This is a genomic window from Gluconobacter sp. NFX36, from assembly GCF_049887835.1.
GTDB lineage: Bacteria > Pseudomonadota > Alphaproteobacteria > Acetobacterales > Acetobacteraceae > Gluconobacter > Gluconobacter japonicus_A.
Map to the genome: position 1 here is coordinate 1 of NZ_JAGEKJ010000026.1, position 17,005 is coordinate 17,005.

Sequence of the window (17,005 nt, forward strand, 5' to 3'; positions counted from 1 at the left end):
ACCGGCGATGGACCGTGATCTGCTCAAAACGCAGAGCGAAAGTCACCCCGGAAACCCTCAATCAAAGCGCCAAAAAACTAAAATCATCAGACAAGCGCATCAACAAACAGTTCTTCGATCCCTCCACGTCCAAAGGATCAGGGTCTTGAAAGACGGACGAACGCGGCGGATCAGAGCCAGATTGATGCGCTGTGCATCCAGGCAGATCAAAACATCATGTTCGCCTGAAGCAGCAATACCTGCCAAAGACATGTTGTCAGCGACAACTACCTGATCTTTTCCAAACAATGATTTGGCGGCCCGTTCGACCGCCAGCGTCAGATAGGAATTAGGATTGTGGGTATAATTCGTATTGTAAATAACCGCCATCAATCTTCTGGGTGCCTGACACCCACTCCCATCCAGAACCGAACCATCAGCCATTTTGGCAATAGGCCGCAAAAGACTGCCGCTATCACGGTACGATAATACTTACCCGAAGGTTTACAGCAACAAAACCCCCCAAGAAAAAAGACGTTTTCGGAATACAGGCATAAAAAAAGAGCCGCTTTCGCGGCTCTTTCTTAAAATCATCACAGAATAATTCTGTAAGATTTTTATAACCTTAGACGTCCGTGCTGCGACGACGGATTGCCGCACCAAGGATATCACCCAGGGATGCGCCCGAGTCAGAAGAACCGTACTCGCTGATGGCGGCCTTGTCTTCCTCGACCTCACGGCCACGGATCGTCAGGGCAAGCTTGCGGGCTGCACGGTCAACGGACACGATCTTCGCATCAACCTTTTCGCCAACTGCAAAGCGCTCTGGACGCTGCTCAGCCTTGTCACGAGCCAGTTCCGCACGACGGATGAAGCCGGTCAGCAGATCGTCGACCTTCACTTCGATACCGTTCGTCTGGACTGCCGTCACGACGCAGGTGACAACTGCACCCTTCTGAACGCGAGCAAGCGTGTCGGCTGCCGGATCTTCCTGAAGCTGCTTGATGCCCAGGGAGATACGCTCCTTCTCAGGATCCACATCGAGGACCTTGGCCTTGACGACCTGACCCTTCTCGTAGTTCGCCATGGCCGCTTCGCCAGCTTCGTCCCAGGACAGGTCGGACATGTGAACCATGCCGTCGATGTCTGCGGAGAGGCCGATGAACAGACCGAACTCGGTGATGTTGCGGATTTCGCCTTCGATGACAGAGCCAACCTTGTGCTCTTCTTCGAACTGCTCCCAAGGGTTGCGCTGAACCTGCTTGAGACCAAGGGAAATACGACGCTTGGAGCTGTCCACGTCCAGAACCATGACGTCGACTTCCTGGGAAGTAGCGACGATCTTGCCCGGATGGACGTTCTTCTTCGTCCAGGACATTTCGGAAACGTGCACCAGACCTTCGACGCCCGGCTCCAGCTCGACGAATGCACCGTAGTCGGTGATGTTCGTGACGCGACCCGTGAAACGGGCATTGGCCGGGTACTTGAGTGCAACATTTTCCCACGGATCAGCTTCAAGCTGCTTCATGCCGAGGGAGATACGCTGCGTGTCCGGGTTGAAGCGGATGACCTGCACGCGAACCGGCTGACCGATCTGCAGAGCTTCGGACGGGTGGTTGATGCGCTTCCATGCGATGTCCGTGACATGCAGGAGGCCGTCAACGCCGCCGAGGTCAACGAACGCACCGTAATCGGTGATGTTCTTGACCACGCCGTCAAGGATCATGCCTTCCTTCAGGCCCTGGATCAGCTCGGAGCGCTGTTCTGCACGGGTCTCTTCAAGAACGGCACGACGGGACACAACGATGTTGCCACGTGCGCGATCCATCTTCAGGATCTGGAACGGCTGCGGCTGACCCATCAGCGGGCCGACGTCACGAACCGGACGGATGTCAACCTGGCTGCCCGGAAGGAACGCCATTGCGCCGCCCAGATCAACCGTGAAGCCACCCTTGACGCGACCATAGATCGTGCCGTTGACGCGCTGGTTGTTGCCGAATGCACGCTCCAGAGCGGTCCATGCTTCTTCGCGGCGAGCCTTCTCGCGGGACAGAACGATGGAACCGTCACGGTCTTCGTAACGCTCGACATACAGCTCGACAACGTCGCCCGGCTTTACGTCCGGAGCAACACCCGGCGGGCCGAATTCCTTAAGGGAAACGCGGCCTTCGCTCTTGAGACCGACATCAACGATAGCGAATTCGTCTGTCAGACGGATCACGCGACCGGTGACGACGGAGCCGTCAAAACCGGTGTCGCGGCCCAGGGTCTCTTCGAGAAGGGCTGCAAAATCTTCCATGCCGTGATCGGCAGGGGTCTGGTTGGCTGAAGCCATGTAAATACAATATTCCCGGATTTTCGGCCTGAAACCGATCATCCACGTCTGCGCCACGCGGATCAGGATCTGTCGTGACGACTCCCCGCTGCCATCAGAGGTCAGAACGGGTCCGTTAGGTTAAGCCTGCACGCAAATACGCGCGACAGACAACACCGTGCCCATTACGGACACAATGCTAGCCCGCAAAAACACCCTCAGCAGGCGCTCTGTCAATAAAAAAACGGGTGTTTGATCGCTCTCTGCGAGCAATCAGGAGCGGACCTTTCGGCGTGCGACTTCTTCGCAGGCTTTTTCAAGCACTTGTTCTGCGGAGAGATCGTCCGTCTCGATCAGCACGGCATCCGCAGCCTGTACAAGTGGCGCCGTGTCCCGCGAAGAATCCCGCGAGTCTCGTGCGACAATCTCGGCGACAGCCGCTTCTAGTTCAGCTTCGACCAAAGGAGCCTCGCCATGAACCTGATGGTGGCGACGCAGGGCGCGTGTTCTGGGAGACGCCGTGATGAAAAACTTCACATCTGCGTCCGGAAAAACGACCGTTCCGATGTCCCGGCCGTCCACAACAGCGCCAGTCTGTGTGGCAAACACACGCTGCCGGTCCAGCAGGGCGGCACGAACCGCAGGCTGGACCGCCACAAGAGAGGCTCCCCGGTCGATTTCCGGAACACGGAGATCCGTTCGGACAAGATCTTCCGGCTGGAGTGCCTGCGCCTGAGCAGACGCATCCCCGGCCGGGTCCAGACCCGCATTCACCATCCGGCGCGCAACAGCACGGTATAGTAACCCGGTATCCAGATACGGCAGACCAAGTCGGGCCGCAAGCGCCTTGGCCAACGTCCCCTTCCCGGCTGCGGCTGGCCCATCCACGGCAATGACGAGCGGACGGCTCATGCCCGGATATCCGCACCCAATGCGTTCATCAGGTCAACAAAACCGGGGAAACTGGTCTCGATGAAAGCCGTATCGTCGATATGAACCGGCTTCTGCGCGGCCAGACCGAACACGATGCCGCTCATGGCCAGACGGTGATCCATGTGCGTCGTCACGGTGCCACCCCCCAGAGGTCCCTTGAAGCCCTGAACGATCAGATCATCACCCACGACTTCTGTTTCTGCACCGTTGACGTTCAGCAGCGAAACCGTGGCAGCCAGACGGTCGCTTTCCTTCACGCGCAGTTCTTCCAGACCACGCAGGCGGGACGATCCTTCTGCAAACGCACAGGCCACGGCCAGAACGGGATATTCATCAATCATCGAAGGAGCACGCTCGGGCGGCACATCCACACCCTTGAGCTTACTGTGACGAACGCGCAGATCACCGACAGGCTCACCACCTTCAACACGCTCGTTCTCAATCGTCAGGTCAGCACCCATTTCGAGCAGCGTTGTGAATAGACCTGTCCGCAGCGGATTGAGGCCCACGTTCTCGATCAGCAGATCGGAACCGGGAACCAGCAGTGCAGCCACCAGCGGAAAGGCTGATGAAGACGGATCGCCCGGCACGGTCACGTCACGAGCCGTCAACTTCACCGGACCAGTCAACTCGATTCGACGCCCACCGGCATCGAGAACGGAGACATCAACGTCCACGCCAAAATGACGGAGCATGTTTTCCGTGTGGTCACGGGTGGCGACCGGCTCTTCCACAACTGTCTTGCCGACGGCATTCAGACCAGCCAGCAGAACAGCAGACTTCACCTGCGCCGAAGCAACCGGAAGACGGTATTCAAGCGGCTTGGCCTGACCATCACCGCGGACGGCCATCGGAAGACGTCCACCCTCACGGGCCAGAAATTCGGAACCGTTTTTGGACAGGGGATCCATGACGCGACGCATTGGACGGGAGCGGAGGGAAGCATCCCCGGTCATGACACTGTTCATTTTATGGGACGACAGAATACCGGACAGGAGGCGCGCGGCCGTTCCGGAATTTCCCATATCCAGCACGTCGGCTGGCTCGGTCAGTTCTCCGACGCCCCGACCGTCAATCGTCCAGACGGCACCGTCGCGGGTAATGGTCGCACCCAGAGCGCGCATGGCGTCTGCAGTCCGCAGAACGTCCTCGCCCTCCAGAAGACCGTAAACATGCGTACGGCCATGTGCGAGAGAGGCCAGCATCAGCGAACGATGGCTGATGGATTTGTCACCCGGAACACGGGTGCGGCCGGAAAGTCCCTTCGGGGACGCGGAAACTGTCAAAGGTCGCGCTTGCATGCCCCTGTTCATGCGAGGGTCATTCCTGCCTGTCAATCACCTACAAAAGGGTGCGCTCATGCAGTTTTTAAGACACTTCATGTTTGACATGACGGAAACAAGCTGGCATGGCCGCGTTCCTTATCCGAGGCATTGGCAGGCTTGCATAACATGGCAAAACCCGAACTCGGTCTAAAACGGACGTGCGTTGAGTGCGGCGCCCGCTTCTATGACCTGAACCGCGTCCCTACAGTGTGCCCCAAGTGTGGCACCACCCAGCCGAACGACATCGGCCGTCTGAAGCGGAGCGAAGGCCCGCTGCCGGAAGAGAAGGATCCGAAGGCTCAGCCTGACGAGAACGAAGATGATGTCGACGTCGATCTGGACACGGATGATGATGCCGATGACGATGTCATGGCACCTGATGATGATCTGGACGATGACGATGATCTTTCGAACGACATCGAAGTCACGACTGACAAGGACGACCGCGACGACAACTAAGGTTGTCCGTGCTCTTTCCTTTGCAGCAGCATTGAGCGGCTGCGCCGGTCCGGGGGACGTTTCGTCCCCGGATGGCGCAGCCGTTCGTGCATTGAAAGACCGGCTGGACCATCATCCCAGCGCAACGGCGGTCCTTCAGGAACACTGCGCCCTTCCCATCCGGGTGGTGCGCCTTCCAGCCCGTGAACAGCCTTCTCCGGATGTTCTTCTGCTTTTGGACGTCAAAACGGCAGATCAGGTGCGGACCCGGCACGTCCAGCTTCTATGTGGCGATGTCGCCCTGTCAGACGCCTGGAACTGGTATGTGCCAGAACGTCTGACGGCTGAAATGAACCACGTCCTTGAGACGACAGACACGCCTTTCGGGAAGGCTGTGACCGAGACACATTTCCACAGACAGCGACTCGAATCGCATTTTCCGGACGCATCGTCGGGAATCGTTCTGGAAAACCGTGCCATACTCCGGCGTGCGTCCGACAACGCGCCCATTTCTCTGGTTGTGGAAGATTATCTTCCCGCAGCTCTGAAGCCGCAGCCGTGAATTTATCGGGCGGGTGACCAGTTGAGGTGCTGCCCGCCATCCATCGCCAGCATCTGGCCGGTCACGGACGGGAGCGAGAACAGGGCCAGAGCGGCCTGAGCAATCTCTTCAGGTGAGGCACCACGCTTCAGGGGCGTTCCGGCGCACATTCGGTCAAAATGCTCCTGTGACTGCCCTACAGCAGGCAGAACAGGTCCGGGGCCAATCGCATTGACACGAATCCGGGGGGCCAGCGCAAGCGCGAGCGTCTGCGTCAGGGTCCACAGACCAGCTTTCGACACGGTATAGCTGACGAAATGTGGTGTCAGGTTCCAGACACGCTGATCCAGCATGTTCAGAATCAGTCCTTCCGCATCTTCCGGCAGAGACTGTGCCATAGCCTGAGACAGCACAAATGGCGCTCTTAGATTGGGTTCAATATGCTGATCCCAGCTTTCCCGGGTCGTCGTCCCGATCTCATCCCGCGTGAAGGCCGAAGCATTGTTGATGAGAACACCAATCGGCCCCAGCTTTTCCGTGGCCTTGGTAAAAAGTGCATCGACATCTTTTTCGCAGGCCAGATCCGCTTTCAGGAGACAACCTCGACCGTTAAGCTGATCGAGAAGCTCCTGAGCATCTGCCTCGCTCTCACGGTAGTGGATGGCAACCCTAAAGCCCTGCTCCACCAGCATTTCGACCAATGCACGGCCAATGCGTCTGCCCCCCCCCGTCACAAGGGCCGTACGAGGAACACGCGGAGAAATCATAAGGCGCGCCGTGCGATCAGGGCTGCGGCGAGTGTGCCATCATCCAGCACATCCAGCGCTCCCCCCATCGGAACACCATGTCCGACACGGCTGACCGTCACGCCTGTGGGAGCAAGCTTTTCCTGAAGCCAGTGCGCCGTCGTTGCGCCTTCAACAGTTGCGCCAAGGGCCAGAATGACCTCCCTGACGCCACCTTCGGCAATACGATCCAGCAAAGACGCGACATTCAGGTCATCCGGACCAAGTCCTGCAAGTGCAGAAAGTGTGCCACCGAGCACCTGATAGACGCCCCGATGCACCCCCGCCCGCTCAAGTGCCCAGAGATCGCCAACAGTCTCGACAACGCAGACCAGACCGCGATCACGGTGAGCATCCCTGCAGATATGGCAGGGATCGACTGTATCCAGATTCCCGCACAGAGTGCAGGTTCTCACACTGGTCGCGGCGCGTTCCATAAGATGCGCCAGAGGCAACATCCGCGCCTCTGGCTGGCGCAGCAGGCTGAGAGCAGCCCTCCGGGCGGACCGAGGACCAAGTCCCGGCAGACGGGACAGCATGGAAATCAGCTGTTCGATGTCATTGCTGATCATCATGGCGTCACGTCCGCAGGAAAAAGGATCAGAACGGCAGCTTCAGGCCAGGGGGCAGGTCCAGACCACCTGTCACATCGCGCATGGCCGCAGAACTGGCTGCTTCTGCCTTATTCTTGGCGTCCGTATAAGCAGCAACGATCAGATCCTGAAGCATTTCCATTTCGTTCGGATCAGCCAGCTTCGGATCGATCTTCAGGCTGCGCATTTCGCCCTTACCCGTGAGCTGAAGCGTCACGAGACCTGCACCAGCCGAGCCATCCACCGTCAGATTGGCCAGATTTTTCTGGGCTTCTTCCATCTTGGACTGCATCTGGCTGGCCTGCTTCATCAGTCCGGCAAGGTTCTTCATAACGGCTCCTGGTCTTTCAGTAGATCGTCTTCATCAAGGAAATCGGCGTCGAGAGGCGCGAATTCCAAGTCGGGAGGAGAATCCTCCGTCAATGGTGCGGTTATTTCGGGTGGCAGACCGTATTCATCAAGGGAATGATCCTGCACATCGCCAATTTTCGCACCGGGAAAAGCGTCAAGAATAGCTTTGACCAGTGGATGAGCTTCAACCGCGGCCCGGTTGAGCTGCACAACCTCGGCTCCCTGCTCGTCAAGCGTCGGCTCACCCTCAGCTGTTGAGAGGCTGATGCGCCACTGACCGGGAAAATGCTCTTCCAGAAAACTTTGGAGAAGCCTGTCGGCTTTGGTCTGGGCATCTTCAAGGCGAATCTGCACATCCGGGGGGGAGAACCGCACGAGATGCACCGCATTGCGAAGCGTTCCATGAAGCTGAGGAACCTTGTCCCATGTCAGGGCCACCATTTCGCGCCATGTGCGCGGAGGCGTCAGGGGCTCTGGCTCCGGGGCCTGTTCGGACTCTGCTTCCGCGTAACCCGGCTCAATGATCTCGCCACCATTGGCAACCAGACGAACATGCGCTCTGGGGCCGCCCTGGTCCGTAGATACGGAAAGCTGCTGCGAGGCATGAGCCTGAATATTTACGCTGCCAGCTGAAGATCCGACGTTCGTAGAGCCACCAGACGGACCAGACGGAAGCGAGAGATCGACACCGCCTTCCGTCAACTGACGGATCAGACGGTCCGGCGTTGGCAGCAGGCTGGCATGGCACAAACGGATCAGCACCATTTCCGCCGCCTGCCGTCGGTCAGGCGCGGCCTCAACTTCCCCAACACCTTTGAGCAGGATTTGCCACGCACGCCCAAGAACACTCGTGGACAAACGATCGGCCAGTATACCACCCCGTGTCCGCTCTGCTTCCGGCAGGTCACGACCTTCCCGCAAAGACGGCATGGCTTTGAGGCGGGACACGAGATGCAGAAGATCAAGCAGATCCGCCAGCAGGACGCCCAGATCGGCGCCTCTTGCATAAGCCTGATCCGTCAGGTCCAGAGCCGTTGCCGCTTTACCAGCCATAAGAGCTTCGAGCAGGTCAAAGACCAGCCCACGATCCGCCAGACCCAGCATGTCTGACACAGCATCCGCATCACTGGCACCCTGGGCAATCGCCTGATCCAATAGCGAAAGGCCGTCACGAACGGACCCATCAGCAGCGCGGGCAATCAGGGCCAGCGCGTCGTCGGACAGGCTTGCGCCTTCCTTCTGCGCAATACGGCCAAAATGTTCGATCAGCAAAGATTGCGGCACACGGCGCAGGTCAAAGCGCTGACAGCGGGACAGGACCGTGACCGGTACCTTCCGCAGTTCTGTCGTCGCGAAAATGAAGGTAACCTGCGGCGGTGGTTCTTCAAGCGTTTTCAAGAGCGCATTGAACGCATTGCGGGACAGCATGTGCACTTCATCGATGATGAAGACTTTCATGCGCGCCTGCATCGGGCGGAAACGCGTGGCCTCAATAATCTCACGAACGTCATCAACGCCGGTGCGGGACGCCGCATCCATTTCCAGAACATCTGGGTGCCGGTCCGCAAGAATGGCGGTGCAGTTCGCGCAAACGCCACAGGGTTCAGCCGTTGGGCCGCCCTTCCCGTCAGGCCCAACACAGTTCAGGGCACGCGCAATAATACGGGCTGTCGTGGTCTTACCCACACCGCGAACGCCCGTCAGCATGAAGGCATGGGCCACACGCTTCAGTTCGAACGCGCGCCGCAGGATACGGACCAGCGAGTCCTGACCAATCAGATCTTCAAAAGTCTGAGGCCGATATTTTCGGGCAAGAACGCGATAGGGCGTATTGTTTTCCGGGAGCGCAGGAACCTGAACGGGCTCCGCAGGCGCATCATCGAAAAAGCCGCCACTGCTTTCAGGCGGCAGGGGAAGATCGTCGTTATCGTCAGTCATGAAACTGGAAAACCGTCAGAGCGGGATGTGAAGACCGCTCTCTGTCGGCCTTGTGCCGGGGCGCAGAACAGAAAATCTGTCGCGCCCGCAGGCTGTACTTGATAGGAGGCCGGACATTTAACCCGGATAAAACTCACTGCGGCTGCTTCCTTCCGGACCTGACCGGGTTGGCAAGGTATCCGTCCAAAGCCGACCTCCCGGCGCTCTCCTAACACGGAGATGGGGGTGTCTGACAACCCCCTATCATTCACCCGCGGCTTCACCACCCGCATGACGCGGATCAGCAGCACCGTAGATCAGGCCCGTTTTGTGAGCAGACAGGCTCGGGCGATCTGCCAGAATGCCCTCAGCCACACCCCACGGGCGATGCAGAGACAACGCGTATCCTTCGGATTTCAGCACATTCATCACATCATCCGTCAGGGCACCCGGCTCCAGTTCTACAGCAGACGGCTCCCACTGTTCGTGGATTCGAGGCAGATCCACAGCCTGTCGGATGTCCAGCCCGTAATCGAGCACACCCAGAATGGCGGAGAGCGTAATCGTCGGGATGCGGGAACCACCGGGGCTGCCAATCACCATAACAACCTTGCCGTCCTTCGAGACAATCGACGGAGACATGGAAGACAGCGGTGTCTTGCCCGGAGCAATGGCATTGGCTTCAGAGCCGACAATTCCGAACATGTTCGGTGCACCCGGCTTGGATGAAAAATCATCCATTTCGTCGTTCATCCAGATGCCAGTGTTACCGCCCATCACCCCTGCGCCGAACCAGCCATTGAGGGTATAAGTAGCCGAAACCGCTATGCCGCCTTTGTCCAGCACGGAGAACTGGGTCGTTTCATGCTTTTCCTGCGTATCCGGCGCGGCTTCTGAGGCCTTGACCGGGAGTGCTTCGCCCGCACGAAGCGTGCTGGACGGCAGCGCATGATCCAGCGGAATACCAGCCCGCACCTGCGCGGCGTAAGCGGGATCATTCAGATGTTCGATCGGGTTTTTGACAAACGCCGGATCGCCAAGATCACGCCGATCTGAATAGGCATGACGCATGGCTTCGATTTCACGCTGCGCAGACGCCGCCGTGTGCAGGCCGAGCGCGTGCATGTCATAGCCGGACAGAATGTTCAGGATTTCGCAGAGCGCTACACCACCACCACTGGGCGGAGGGGCCGTATCGATCGTGTAGCCCCGATAGGTGCAGCGGATCGGGTCCATGAAACGAATATGGTAGTTTGTGAAGTCAGCGGCTTCCAGAAGACCACCGCCTTCTTTACTGGCGCGTACGATCTCAGCGGAAATCGGCCCGTCATAGAAAGCCTTCGGCCCATTCTTGGCGACCAGTTCCAGAGAATTGGCGAGATTTTTCTGAACCAGTCGGTCCCCCGGTTCAAAAGACGACCCATCCGGACGCAGGAAAATCGGACGCGCATACGGGTCCTGACGGAAATACTTCGTGGACGTGTTCAGAAGCTGCACGTCCCCTTCATTCAGAATGAAGCCATCGCGTGCCAGAGCAATGGCAGGCGCCATGACCTTCTCACGCGACAGATGCCCCCATTTTTGCAGGATCGTATCTAGTCCAGCCACCGTCCCCGGAACCGCAACGGCTTTCCAGCCTTCCGTAGACAGACCCGGAATAACCTTGCCGGAAGCATCCTGATACATCGTGGCGGTTGCGGCACCCGGCGCATGTTCGCGGAAATCCACGAAAACCGTCTGACCGGATTTCAGACGAATGGTCATGAAACCGCCACCGCCAATATTACCCGCAGCCGGATAGACCACAGCCAGTGCGTACCCTACAGCGACGGCAGCATCGATCGCATTACCGCCCTGCGCAAGAATCTGTGCTCCGGCCTCCGACGCAAGATGCTGCGCTGAGACCACCATGCCGTGCTTGCCTGACACCAGCACGCCTGGAGACATATGATCCGGGCCGAAAGCCAGCGGATCGTGAGCAGAGCTCAGAGTGGTCGTTGCGGGAGCAGCCAGCGCTGTGCCCCCTGTCAGACCTGCAACAATCAGGGCAAAGATTTTTTTCATGCGCCAGCTCCGTAAGGGGGCTTGTTGTAACCTTTCGGGGAGAGGGTGAAGATTTCGCAGCCGTCTTCCGTCACCCCAACCATATGCTCAAACTGAGCGGAGAGTGTGCGGTCACGCGTAACGGCTGTCCAGCCATCATCCAGTACTTTGACCTCGGGCTTGCCGATATTGAGCATCGGTTCGATCGTGAAGACCATTCCCGGCACCAGTTTCACGCCCTGCCCCGGCTTTCCATAATGCAGGACGTTCGGAGCGGTGTGAAAGTCTCGTCCGATGCCATGACCGCAGAAATCACGCACGATGGAAAAGCGGTTCTTTTCAGCATGCACCTGAATCGCATGGCCGACATCGCCAAGTGTATTGCCCGGCTTGACCTGCTCAATCCCCAGCATCAGGGATTCATAGGTCACTTCAACCAACTTCTCGGCTTTCTTCGGGGCTTTGCCGACGATGTACATGCGGGAATTGTCGCCGTACCAGCCATCCAGAATGGACGTCACGTCGATATTGACGATATCGCCGTTGGAAAGCTTCTTGTCGCCCGGAATACCGTGACAAACGACATGATTGATGGAGATGCAGCAGGCTTTCGGGAAGCCATGGTAGTTCAGGGGAGCCGGGGTCGCGCCATGAGACAGGGTGAACTCATGAATAATCCGGTTCAGTTCTTCCGTCGTGACACCCGGCTGAACATGCTCCGTGATCATATCCAGCGTTTCTGAAGCCAGTTGCCCGACTTTTCTCAGATGTTTGAAGTCTTCACTGTCGTAAAGAACAATCCCACGCGAATTATCACCCATGTCTGCCGCCCGATCCTTAATCTTTCTACAGGTCGGGACAAAATGCGACTGTCCTGCCTTGACCGCAAGGCAGGGAGACGAGTTTTTCAGCCTCGCGGGTGACGACCCGCCTTGTGATGGGTCGCGACATGATGCGCACTGACCATACGGACCGATGCTCCCCGCCGGGTAATACGACCGAAGCGGCGAGGCCCTGTCGGGGCATCCGCCACCTCCATTGGACGATTGGACGCAACCAGGATGCGGCTATGCGCGAAGCGACCACCATGCCGGGCAGAAGCAATCATCATCGTCCGTGGTGCGACCGGATGCATCAGCGGCTGCGGTGCCACACCTTCAGAAGCGAAGGCATCATCCAGAATGGACGCCATTTCCATAGAGCGGCGCCCATTGGACGACGACCCCAGCACCACACCAATCAGACGGACATTCCCACGAATGGCGGACGTCACGAGATTATGGCCAGCCGCATCCGTGTAGCCTGTCTTCATCCCGTCAGCGCCTGCATAGATCTTCAGCATCGGATCATGGTTCGGCACCAAATGACGATGGAAGTAGAAGGAAGGTACGCCGAAATAGTGATAATACTGCGGGAAATCATTGATCAGATGCTGTGCCAGAAGGGCAAGATCATGCGCCGTTGTCACCTGATCCGGATCTGGCAGACCGGACGCATTGCGGAACGTCGTGTTGGTCATGCCCAGAGCACGGGCCTGCTGTGTCATGAGCTGGGCGAAGCGCACTTCGTCACCGCCACCCAGAAACTCACCCAGAGCGCAGGCGGCGTCATTGGCGGATTTCGTAACCAGAGCAAGAATGCCCTGCTCAACCGTCAGACGTGTTCCCGGTACAAGCCCCAGCTTCGAAGGTGCCTGCATGGAAGCATGAATGGAGACCGGAACTTCCTGATCCAGCGTAATCTGGTGCGCTTCAAGGGCGCGGAAAGTGAGATACAGCGTCATGAGCTTGGTCAGAGACGCCGGATAGCGCTGCAACTCCGCATCGGACTGCGAGAGGACAGCTCCGGTTCGGGCATCCATCACGAAGCTGGAAACATGCCCGGCATATTGCGCGCGGGCGGACCCCATACCTACTGCCGTCAGTGCACATAACAGGAGGGCCTTGCGGAAAGGAGAACGCATTCTATGGCAGCCTCTGAACAGAACATTATCGCCGGGGACAGTCAGACCGCTTTGGAACGGCCTGTAATCCCATTACATTAGGCGCAACAAAAAGCGCCCGTCCACAGGGTTTGCGGGAGTTTGCTTAATTTTTCGTAAGCATGACGCAAAGCCGACCAGATCATGTCAGGAACATGGCAATATTCACGAAATGTACTGCTTCTTACCCCCTTCTCAAGTCGGGGGAAGCGTCCCATATCATACCAGTCATGTCTTCTTACGATTTTCTTTCACCCGCTACCGCCAGTCTGCAAGCCGAATCCATTTACGGATCGACCGTGATGGGGCCAGGACCGTCGGACCCCAAAGAACCCACGGGGCCACGCCTTCCCGATGACGAAGATCTGGGACTCAGCGTTGTCGTTCGTCCTCGGACACGGACGCGCAAGCCGTCCATGTACAAGGTACTGATGCTGAATGACGACTACACGCCAATGGAGTTCGTCGTGCATGTGCTGGAGCGCTTTTTCTCCATGAACCGGGAAGAAGCGACGGCTGTCATGTTGCAGGTGCATCAGCGGGGGGTGGGCGTCTGCGGCGTCTTTACCTACGAGGTTGCGGAAAGCAAGGTGGCTCAGGTTATGGATCTGGCACGCCAGAACCAGCATCCGCTTCAGTGTACGATCGAAAAAGACTGACTTTCCTGCCCTAAGGAATGCAGGCACCGGACAATTTCTTGTTCAATCCTGCGTTTCTGACTGGCGTTACGTGTTGCACCACGACAAGATACCTCTTCCACGAGAGGTCGAGAGGAGCGCCACCCTATGCTGTCCCGTACGCTCGAACAGACGCTCCACCGCGCCCTGACATTCGCGGGGGATCGGCGTCATGAATATGCCACCCTCGAACATCTGCTGCTGGCTCTGACGGAAGATGCCGACGCACTGACGGTTTTCCGCGCCTGCGGAATCGACCTTGAGAAGCTGCGCTCCGACCTGACCGATTTCCTGGACAAGGATCTGGCGGGGCTGGCATCAGATCGCCCGACAGAACCCAAACCGACGGCGGCTTTCCAGCGCGTGATCCAGCGTGCGGCCATTCATGTGCAGAGCACAGGCCGCGACGAAGTCACGGGCGCGAACGTGCTGGTTGCGCTCTTTGCCGAGCGTGAAAGCCATGCCGTGTACTTCCTGCAATTGCAGGACATGACACGACTCGACGCCGTGAACTTCATTTCTCATGGAATTGCCAAAGCTCCGGACCGCGGTGCCGGCCGCAAACCTGCAGCTGCGTCCAAGGACACGTCCGAGCGCGAAGAGCGCAAGGAAACGGCCAAGGACGGTGCACTGGCGACCTATTGCGTCAATCTGAACGATCGCGCCCGTGAAGGACGGATCGATCCGCTGATTGGTCGCGATCAGGAAATCGAACGCACGATCCAGATCCTCTGCCGCCGCACGAAGAACAACCCGCTTTATGTGGGTGATCCGGGTGTGGGCAAGACGGCTATTGCAGAAGGTCTGGCCAAGCGCATCGTTGAGAAGGACGTACCTGAAGTCCTGCAGGACAGCACGATTTTCTCCCTCGACATGGGTTCGCTTCTGGCTGGTACGCGCTATCGCGGTGACTTTGAGGAACGCCTCAAGGCCGTTGTGACGGAACTTGACCAGACACCGGGTGCAATCCTGTTCATCGACGAAATCCACACCGTCATTGGTGCGGGTGCAACGTCGGGCGGGGCAATGGATGCGTCCAACCTTCTGAAACCGGCTCTGGCGGCTGGAACGCTGCGCTGCATCGGCTCCACGACGTACAAGGAGTTCCGTCAGCACTTCGAGAAAGACCGTGCTCTGGTGCGGCGCTTCCAGAAGATCGACGTGCCAGAGCCGTCCATTGAGGACGCGATCAAGATCCTGCGGGGCCTGAAGGGCAGCTACGAGAAGCACCACAAGGTTCGCTACACCGACGAGGCCCTGCGTGGCGCCGTCGAACTGGCAGCCCGTTACGTGCATGATCGCAAACTGCCGGACAAAGCCATCGACGTGATTGATGAAGTCGGTGCGGCTCGGATGCTGGTTCCCGAGAACAAACGCCGCAAGACCGTCACGCTGAAAGACGTGGAAGACGCCATCGCCAAAATTGCGCGTATTCCGCCTAAGGCTGTCACGGCAGATGACCGGGAGACCCTGCGCCATCTGGAGCGGGATCTGCGGAACATGGTGTTCGGTCAGGACAAGGCGATTGATGCGCTTGCCGCCGCGATCAAGCTGTCCCGCGCCGGTCTGCGCGATATGGAAAAGCCGATCGGCAACTACCTGTTCTCCGGCCCCACAGGTGTCGGCAAAACGGAAGTGGCCAAGCAGCTTGCTTCGTCTCTGGGCATTGAGCTGATCCGGTTCGACATGTCCGAATACATGGAGCGTCATTCAATCTCCCGTCTGATCGGTGCACCTCCGGGCTATGTCGGGTTTGATCAGGGCGGACTGCTGACGGATGCGATTGACCAGCATCCCCACGCTGTTCTGCTGTTGGACGAAATCGAAAAGGCCCATCCGGACCTTTACAACGTCCTGCTTCAGGTCATGGATCATGGTCGTCTGACGGATCACAACGGCAAGACCGTCGATTTCCGCAACGTGATCCTGATCATGACCACGAATGCCGGTGCGGCGGATCTGTCCAAGGAAGCGATCGGCTTTGGTCGCACCAGTCGTTCGGGCGAGGATGAAGAGGCGATCAAACGCACCTTCACCCCTGAGTTCCGGAACCGTCTGGACGCGGTCATTCCGTTCGCCAATCTGACGCCGGAGACCGTGGGCCGCGTGGTGGAGAAGTTTATTCTCCAGCTTGAAGCCCAACTGGCCGACCGTCACGTCACGATCGAAATTTCCTCTGCTGCCAAGGAGTGGCTGGCCGAGAAGGGTTACGATCGCCTGTATGGCGCACGCCCTCTGGGCCGCGTCATACAGGAGCACATCAAGAAGCCTCTGGCGGAAGAACTGCTCTTCGGCCGGCTGGCAAAGGGTGGCGCTGTGAAGATCGGTCTGAAAAACGACGCACTGGATTTCGAGATCATCGAAGGCTCGGACGTCAAAAGCGAAGACGCCACAGAGAAAAAAGACGAAGCGACGAACTGAGTCGTCTCGTCAGAAAAAGCCCCGGGGGAATAATCCTCCGGGGCTTTTTTTATTCGTAGCGATGTCCGTTGACGGTCACATACCCGGCCCATGGCCATTTGCGGCTTGTGCCATGATGCGTCCAGTCGATGCCCTGTTTGCGCAGGCTGTCGTAATAATACCGGCCCTGCACTTCAACGGTGTCACCCTTCTGGACCCACGGCCACTGAGGGGCGCTCATCTCATCCAGCCCGGAGACGATCCGGATGGAAACGCCCTGCCCGACATCGACGTAGAAATAGCCATGCCAGCCGCTACGCGTTCTTTGCGCCCGCTGTGCCACCGCAATGACACGCCCACAGATATGTTCCGGAAGGTCCGTCCGGGTGGCGCCGCGTTGTTCGAAAGTCTGCTGGTCGTTCAGGAATTTCGCGTTGTCGCAGGTTGCGGGCATGGAGGCCACGCTCTGGGCAGACGCCGCGAGTGGCGCGCCAAGGCAGGCCATTAGCGCCAGAAGTTTCAGACGGGACATCATGGAAAAAGCACCCTCCGTTCAGGAAAGTGCTTTTATGCTCCGTTCCATACTCTGAAACAAATAGCCACCTGGAGGGATCGAAGAACTGTTTGTTGATGCGCTTGTCTGATGATTTTAGTTTTTTGGCGCTTTGATTGAGGGTTTCCGGGGTGACTTTCGCTCTGCGTTTTGAGCAGATCACGGTCCATCGCCG

Annotated in this window: 15 protein-coding genes, 1 other RNA gene and 1 pseudogene; 4 read left to right on the plus strand and 13 right to left on the minus strand. The window is 58.1% G+C overall.

What is annotated here, in order from left to right; genetic code table 11:
- Nucleotides 1-117: 117 nt before the first annotated feature.
- From J4P41_RS14855 to aroA, 4 genes and pseudogenes are all read right to left on the minus strand, one after another.
- Nucleotides 118-369 (minus strand): annotated as a pseudogene (locus tag J4P41_RS14855) (hypothetical protein); the annotation flags it as partial.
- Nucleotides 370-604: 235 nt separating this feature from the next.
- Entirely contained in the window at nucleotides 605-2,314 is a 1,710-nt protein-coding gene (rpsA, locus tag J4P41_RS14860; RefSeq protein WP_282857110.1) for a 30S ribosomal protein S1, read from the minus strand.
- A 252-nt stretch (nucleotides 2,315-2,566) separates the two neighbouring features.
- Nucleotides 2,567-3,205, minus strand: coding sequence for a (d)CMP kinase (locus tag J4P41_RS14865; RefSeq protein ID WP_426067729.1), 639 nt, complete (start codon nucleotides 3,203-3,205; stop codon nucleotides 2,567-2,569).
- Nucleotides 3,202-4,527, minus strand: coding sequence for a 3-phosphoshikimate 1-carboxyvinyltransferase (aroA, locus tag J4P41_RS14870; RefSeq protein WP_426067731.1), 1,326 nt, complete (start codon nucleotides 4,525-4,527; stop codon nucleotides 3,202-3,204). The genes J4P41_RS14865 and aroA overlap by 4 nt, the downstream gene beginning before the upstream one ends.
- A gap of 150 nt (nucleotides 4,528-4,677) precedes the next feature.
- On the opposite strand from aroA, the gene J4P41_RS14875 reads away from it, so the two are divergent.
- Entirely contained in the window at nucleotides 4,678-5,010 is a 333-nt protein-coding gene (locus J4P41_RS14875; protein ID WP_010500698.1) for an FYDLN acid domain-containing protein, read from the plus strand.
- A complete protein-coding gene (locus J4P41_RS14880; protein ID WP_415577401.1) occupies nucleotides 4,946-5,551 on the plus strand; it encodes a chorismate--pyruvate lyase family protein in 606 nt (201 codons plus the stop codon). Before J4P41_RS14875 ends, J4P41_RS14880 begins: the two co-directional genes overlap by 65 nt.
- Before the next feature lie 2 nt (nucleotides 5,552-5,553).
- Here J4P41_RS14880 and J4P41_RS14885 read toward each other — a convergent pair whose 3' ends face one another.
- From J4P41_RS14885 to J4P41_RS14920, 8 genes are all read right to left on the minus strand, one after another.
- Nucleotides 5,554-6,297, minus strand: coding sequence for an SDR family oxidoreductase (locus J4P41_RS14885; RefSeq protein ID WP_426067732.1), 744 nt, complete (start codon nucleotides 6,295-6,297; stop codon nucleotides 5,554-5,556).
- Complete coding sequence (gene recR, locus J4P41_RS14890; protein ID WP_211567881.1) at nucleotides 6,294-6,887, minus strand: recombination mediator RecR; 594 nt, start codon at nucleotides 6,885-6,887, stop codon at nucleotides 6,294-6,296. Before recR ends, J4P41_RS14885 begins: the two co-directional genes overlap by 4 nt.
- 28 nt (nucleotides 6,888-6,915) lie before the next feature.
- Entirely contained in the window at nucleotides 6,916-7,239 is a 324-nt protein-coding gene (locus tag J4P41_RS14895) for a YbaB/EbfC family nucleoid-associated protein (RefSeq protein WP_010500689.1), read from the minus strand.
- Entirely contained in the window at nucleotides 7,236-9,197 is a 1,962-nt protein-coding gene (locus tag J4P41_RS14900) for a DNA polymerase III subunit gamma/tau (RefSeq protein ID WP_426067733.1), read from the minus strand. Before J4P41_RS14900 ends, J4P41_RS14895 begins: the two co-directional genes overlap by 4 nt.
- A gap of 101 nt (nucleotides 9,198-9,298) precedes the next feature.
- Nucleotides 9,299-9,395: signal recognition particle sRNA small type (gene ffs, locus J4P41_RS14905), an RNA gene on the minus strand.
- A 45-nt stretch (nucleotides 9,396-9,440) separates the two neighbouring features.
- Nucleotides 9,441-11,240, minus strand: coding sequence for a gamma-glutamyltransferase (ggt, locus tag J4P41_RS14910; protein ID WP_426067734.1), 1,800 nt, complete (start codon nucleotides 11,238-11,240; stop codon nucleotides 9,441-9,443).
- Nucleotides 11,237-12,040 carry a type I methionyl aminopeptidase gene (gene map, locus J4P41_RS14915; protein ID WP_426067735.1) on the minus strand — a complete coding sequence of 268 codons (804 nt, stop codon included), beginning with the start codon at nucleotides 12,038-12,040 and terminating at the stop codon, nucleotides 11,237-11,239. The genes ggt and map overlap by 4 nt, the downstream gene beginning before the upstream one ends.
- 86 nt (nucleotides 12,041-12,126) lie before the next feature.
- Nucleotides 12,127-13,182, minus strand: coding sequence for a D-alanyl-D-alanine carboxypeptidase family protein (locus J4P41_RS14920; RefSeq protein ID WP_426067736.1), 1,056 nt, complete (start codon nucleotides 13,180-13,182; stop codon nucleotides 12,127-12,129).
- A 248-nt stretch (nucleotides 13,183-13,430) separates the two neighbouring features.
- Between J4P41_RS14920 and clpS the strand changes: the two genes are divergently transcribed.
- Nucleotides 13,431-13,859 (plus strand): ATP-dependent Clp protease adapter ClpS, encoded by a 429-nt coding sequence (clpS, locus tag J4P41_RS14925; RefSeq protein ID WP_415573109.1) that lies wholly within the window; start codon nucleotides 13,431-13,433, stop codon nucleotides 13,857-13,859.
- Nucleotides 13,860-13,985: 126 nt separating this feature from the next.
- The gene (clpA, locus tag J4P41_RS14930; RefSeq protein WP_010503770.1) at nucleotides 13,986-16,298 is read left to right on the plus strand and encodes an ATP-dependent Clp protease ATP-binding subunit ClpA; all 2,313 of its coding nucleotides are present in this window, start codon (nucleotides 13,986-13,988) and stop codon (nucleotides 16,296-16,298) included.
- A 49-nt stretch (nucleotides 16,299-16,347) separates the two neighbouring features.
- Here the strand turns inward: clpA and J4P41_RS14935 are convergent, their stop codons facing one another.
- Nucleotides 16,348-16,812, minus strand: a complete 465-nt coding sequence (locus tag J4P41_RS14935) for a DUF3465 domain-containing protein (protein WP_023944700.1) — start codon at nucleotides 16,810-16,812, stop codon at nucleotides 16,348-16,350.
- Between the last annotated feature and the right edge of the window lie 193 nt (nucleotides 16,813-17,005).

Bases quoted from the DNA above. Each gene is read 5' to 3' on its own strand.
- rpsA (WP_282857110.1), bottom strand. From the start codon at position 2,314: ATGGCTTCAGCCAACCAGACCCCTGCCGATCACGGCATGGAAGATTTT.
- J4P41_RS14865 (WP_426067729.1), bottom strand. From the start codon at position 3,205: ATGAGCCGTCCGCTCGTCATTGCCGTGGATGGGCCAGCCGCAGCCGGG.
- aroA (WP_426067731.1), bottom strand. From the start codon at position 4,527: ATGCAAGCGCGACCTTTGACAGTTTCCGCGTCCCCGAAGGGACTTTCC.
- J4P41_RS14875 (WP_010500698.1), top strand. From the start codon at position 4,678: ATGGCAAAACCCGAACTCGGTCTAAAACGGACGTGCGTTGAGTGCGGC.
- J4P41_RS14880 (WP_415577401.1), top strand. From the start codon at position 4,946: ATGACGATGATCTTTCGAACGACATCGAAGTCACGACTGACAAGGACG.
- J4P41_RS14885 (WP_426067732.1), bottom strand. From the start codon at position 6,297: ATGATTTCTCCGCGTGTTCCTCGTACGGCCCTTGTGACGGGGGGGGGC.
- recR (WP_211567881.1), bottom strand. From the start codon at position 6,887: ATGATCAGCAATGACATCGAACAGCTGATTTCCATGCTGTCCCGTCTG.
- J4P41_RS14895 (WP_010500689.1), bottom strand. From the start codon at position 7,239: ATGAAGAACCTTGCCGGACTGATGAAGCAGGCCAGCCAGATGCAGTCC.
- J4P41_RS14900 (WP_426067733.1), bottom strand. From the start codon at position 9,197: ATGACTGACGATAACGACGATCTTCCCCTGCCGCCTGAAAGCAGTGGC.
- ggt (WP_426067734.1), bottom strand. From the start codon at position 11,240: ATGAAAAAAATCTTTGCCCTGATTGTTGCAGGTCTGACAGGGGGCACA.
- map (WP_426067735.1), bottom strand. From the start codon at position 12,040: ATGGGTGATAATTCGCGTGGGATTGTTCTTTACGACAGTGAAGACTTC.
- J4P41_RS14920 (WP_426067736.1), bottom strand. From the start codon at position 13,182: ATGCGTTCTCCTTTCCGCAAGGCCCTCCTGTTATGTGCACTGACGGCA.
- clpS (WP_415573109.1), top strand. From the start codon at position 13,431: ATGTCTTCTTACGATTTTCTTTCACCCGCTACCGCCAGTCTGCAAGCC.
- clpA (WP_010503770.1), top strand. From the start codon at position 13,986: ATGCTGTCCCGTACGCTCGAACAGACGCTCCACCGCGCCCTGACATTC.
- J4P41_RS14935 (WP_023944700.1), bottom strand. From the start codon at position 16,812: ATGATGTCCCGTCTGAAACTTCTGGCGCTAATGGCCTGCCTTGGCGCG.